The following is a 3904-nucleotide window of genomic DNA, read 5'->3' as shown; positions in this document are numbered from 1 at the left end:
GGGGGGGGGGGGGCGGGGGGGGGGGGGGGGGGGGGGGGGGGGGGCGGGGCGCCCCCCCCCCCCCGCGCGCGCCGCCCCCCCCCCCGCCCCCGGCGCCCGCGCGCCCCCCCCCCCCCCCCCCCGCTGCGGGGGGAAGTACCTGCGCGATCTACTACGACGGGGGAATCGCGTCAGGCACTGCGGGGGGTGGCTGCGATGGTCTCTACGTCCGGGATGTCGGGCCCGGTCAGACGGTGGTCACGCTGGTCGAGGTTCACGAAGATCATTCCGTACCGGATGGCGCACCGTACCGGCTGCGGCGCCCCCCGAGGCCGCCGCAGACAGCGATAGGCCCGTACGTCCTCGTCGTCGTCGCGCGTGACGACGACGGGCTCACCGAAGACGGTCACCATCAGCGAGTCACCGCTGTGGGGGATGGCGGTGACCAGGTCGATGAAGTGCCAGCCGGAGCGGTAGGCGGTCGCCATCTCGCGCCGGAACGAACGGTCGTCGGGTGGTGTAGTCATGGGTCCACTCAGGCCTTCGCGACGTCACTCGAAGCACTGCCGACCGGGGCGACGAAACCCCAGCCGCTGTCGGCCGGTACCGCTCGCACGACGGTGCCCCAGCCGCTGTCGGCCGGCACCGTCCGCGCCACGTTGCCCCAGCCGCTGTCGGCGGGCACCGTCTGCACGACCTTGCCCCAGCCGCTGTCGCCCGCCTGCACGACCTTGCCCCAGCCACTGTCGCCCGCCTGCACGACCTTGCCCCAGCCACTGTCGCCCGCCTGGACGACTACCTTGCCCCAGCCGCTGTCGTCCGCCTGCACGACGTTGCCCCAGCCACTGTCGCCGAGCTCCGCCTGCGCCGCGTTCCCCCAGCCGCTGTCGGCCGGCACCGCCTGAGCCGCGTTGCCCCAGCCACTGTCCAGAGCGCGAACCGCCGGCGCGTTGCCCCAGCCGCTGTCCGGTGGCGTCGAGGCGGTCGACGCTCCCCCCGCCGCGAGTCCCGCACCGCTCAGGGCCCCGAGAGTCACGACCGCGGAGAAAGCGGTGGCAAGTACCGAGCGAAGCATTCTCCTGCGCATAGTCGGCTTCGTCCTCACTTGATCGGATCCTCTCCCCCGGTAATGAAGACGATGTCTCATTCAGGCACGTCACCACCACCGACACGATGCATCATGTTCCTGCATGTTCAGGACCCTGGGGGGTGGCGATTTGCCCATAAACCGCATAAACCAGACACATCCCCATCCCGTCACGGAACTTTGTGACGAAGGGGCACGCTTGTACACGAGCGCTTTGAGTACCGGACGGATCGCCCGGGCCGAAGTCGCCGCAGCGCCGTGCCTGCTGGAGTTCGCCCTGCTACGACCCGATCCCGACGACTCCAACTGGCTGCGCCCGGTGCCGCCCTCGGTGGCCCTCACCCAGCGCCTCCACCCTATTGAGCGCGAGATCCAGGAGCGCCGGCGCCGGACCATCGAACTGACCGAATCATTCGAGCCGTTCATGATGGTCAGCGCCATGGCGCCGGCCCCCACCCACGCCATCACGGTGCTGGAGGGCATCGACCGCATCAACGCCGCGCTCGACATCGCCACCTCCGAGTGCCACACCGAGATGCTCACCATCCAGCCCGGCGGCCGGCGCAGCGAGCACATCCTGAACCAGGCCCTGGAACGGGACCGCCCGCTCACCGACCGGGGCGTGCGCATCCGCACGCTCTACCAGCACACGGTCCGCTACAGCCAGGGCACGGCCGCCTACATGGACCGCATAGCCAGCGGGAAGATCGAGATCCGCACGCTGGAGGAGCTGATCGAGCGCCTCATCGTCTGCGACGGCACCGTCGCGTTCATCCCCGCCAGCGACGACAACCAGTTCGCCCTCGAACTGCGCCACCCCGGCCTCGTCCGCTACCTGACCAGGGTGTTCGAGCAACTCTGGCGGCGGGCCACCCCGTTGCGCGAGGACGTCCCCTACGAGTCCACCCCGGAGGGCATCACGGGCATCCAGCGCTCCATCGCCAAGCTGCTCATCGAGGGGCACGTGGACGAGGCGATCGCCCGCAGGCTCGGCATGAACGTCCGCACCTGCCGCGCCCACATCGCGAAGCTGGCGGCTTCGCTGGGCAGCGGGAGCCGGGCCCAACTCGGCTTCCTGATCGCCCAGTCGGGCATCCTGGAGGAAGAGGGCTGAGCCCTCGCCCGCTCCCGTGCGGCCGGTTCAGCCCCGGCCCGGCATCCCCGGGACCCCGGCGGCACCGGGACCGGCGGCACCCGCGGCAGGACGCGGCACCGCGACGGCCGCGGGCTCCTCGGACCGCGGCGGGCCGTCCAGACCCACCTGCGCGATCCGCACCCCCAACTGGGTACGGCTGGCCGCCCCGAGCGTCTCCGAGAGACGGGCGATGTGCGCGCGGCAGGTCCGGACGCTGATCCCGAGCCGCTCGGCGACCACGGCGTCCTGATGCCCCTCCGCCAGCAGCGCGGCGATGGAGCGCTCGCGGTGGGTGATCCCCTCGATGCCCGTGGCCGGCAGCGGCGAGGCCAGCGGGATCGCGAGCCGCCACAGCCGCTCGAACACCGTGACCAGGTAGTCCACCAGCGCCGGATGGCGCAGCTCCAGCGCGATGGTGCGGTCGGAGTTCGCGGGGATGAAGGCGACCTTCCGGTCGAAGAGGATCAGCCGCTCCACGACCTCGTCCAGCGTCCTCGCCTCGGCCGCGTCGCCCATCAGCTCCATGTAGTTCAGCAGGCCCTGGCCGTGCCGCGCCACGTGCGTGTACAGGTCGCGCATGCGCACGCCGCGCCGGCGCATCTCCAGCGCCCGATGCAGGCCCTCCACCAGTTCGTCCTCGCGCCTGATCCCGCCGGGCTGGACGGTCAGGACCTCGCGCGCGCACTCCTGGGTCGCCTGGTCCATCGCGGCCCGGATGCGCGGCAGTCCGTCCAGGACGCGGATCGCCGCGCCCTCCGGCGGCGCCTGCACCCGGCCGCCGAGCCCCGCGTACCACTCGAACGCGGACACCGCGTCGCCCACGCGCGCCTGGCTCGCGCTGACCTCCTCGTACACCCCGCGCAGCAGTCGGGTCATGACCTCCTGCGGCGAGGTCGGCACCAGCCAGCCCATGTCGTCGGGGTCGGGGTGCAGCAGCGCCAGCTCCAGCAGGCAGGGCACCGGGGCGGCGTCCTCACGCGGCACCCGGCCGCGCCGCACGGCCCGCGAGTACACCCGGTCGCCGGCCTCGCACAGTCGGTCGGCGCCGTGTGGATGCCTGTCCGTCCCGTGCCCGGCCATCTCCCACCCCTGGCTCCAGCTCCGACCTGTGGCGTGAGCCCCCGTCCGGGCGTCCTCCGCAGCGCAACTATGCGCGGACGCGTGCGGCACCGCAACACGGCTCCGGGGCTCCGGCGCGGCCGTTCGCCCCGCCCTTTCCGCATAAATACCCACCTCCGACGCGCCCGTTGCAACAAGCTGCAAGGAGCGCCCCCGCGGGCACCCGCCACCGCGGCCGGGCCGCCTCCGACGACGTCGCCGCGCCCTCCCGGTTCTGGCCGGATATCGCCCCCGCGCGACGCCGGGGACCTCGGACCCGGTGGGCACCCCGTCGACACCGCTGCCGGACCGCGGCCCGGCCCGGAGGGCGCTCGCCGCTCGCACGGACGCGAGGGCCGCGCCGTCCGGCGGGGACGGGCGCTCGCCGGTCGTGGACGCCGGCGAGCGGCGGCCCGCGCCACGCACCGGCGGACGGGCGGCGCGGCCCGGTGCGCGCCGGCCCCTCGCCGCGGCGCTCCGGCCCCGGAACGCGAACGAGGGCCCGGGGAGATCCCGGGCCCTCGGAGCGGGTGTCGGGGGGGGGGGCGGGGGGGGCCCCCCCCCCCCGGGGGGGCGGGGGGGGGGGGGCCCCCCCCCCGGGTGCG

Annotated in this window: 4 protein-coding genes; 1 reads left to right on the top strand and 3 read right to left on the bottom strand. The window is 73.9% G+C overall.

Translation table 11 applies throughout. The features are described 5' to 3' along the window. Positions 1-170 precede the first annotated feature (170 nt). The gene (locus ACGFS9_RS10715; protein WP_366697982.1) at positions 171-506 is read right to left on the bottom strand and encodes a hypothetical protein; all 336 of its coding nucleotides are present in this window, start codon (positions 504-506) and stop codon (positions 171-173) included. 8 nt (positions 507-514) lie between these two features. Beyond that, complete coding sequence (locus ACGFS9_RS10710) at positions 515-1015, bottom strand: hypothetical protein (protein WP_393252070.1); 501 nt, start codon at positions 1013-1015, stop codon at positions 515-517. Positions 1016-1169: 154 nt separating this feature from the next. On the opposite strand from ACGFS9_RS10710, the gene ACGFS9_RS10705 reads away from it, so the two are divergent. Continuing rightward, positions 1170-2180: a helix-turn-helix transcriptional regulator gene (locus tag ACGFS9_RS10705; RefSeq protein WP_393252068.1), complete on the top strand. Its 1011-nt coding sequence runs from the start codon at positions 1170-1172 to the stop codon at positions 2178-2180. Between the two features lie 27 nt (positions 2181-2207). Here ACGFS9_RS10705 and ACGFS9_RS10700 read toward each other — a convergent pair whose 3' ends face one another. Continuing rightward, positions 2208-3281, bottom strand: coding sequence for a LuxR C-terminal-related transcriptional regulator (locus ACGFS9_RS10700; protein ID WP_393252067.1), 1074 nt, complete (start codon positions 3279-3281; stop codon positions 2208-2210). Between the last annotated feature and the right edge of the window lie 623 nt (positions 3282-3904).

This window comes from Streptomyces sp. NPDC048566, assembly GCF_043199735.1.
In the GTDB taxonomy this organism is placed as follows: Bacteria; Actinomycetota; Actinomycetes; order Streptomycetales; family Streptomycetaceae; genus Streptomyces.
The sequence above is the reverse complement of the archived record's forward strand: the minus strand, read 5'-3'. Positions and strand labels throughout refer to the sequence as shown.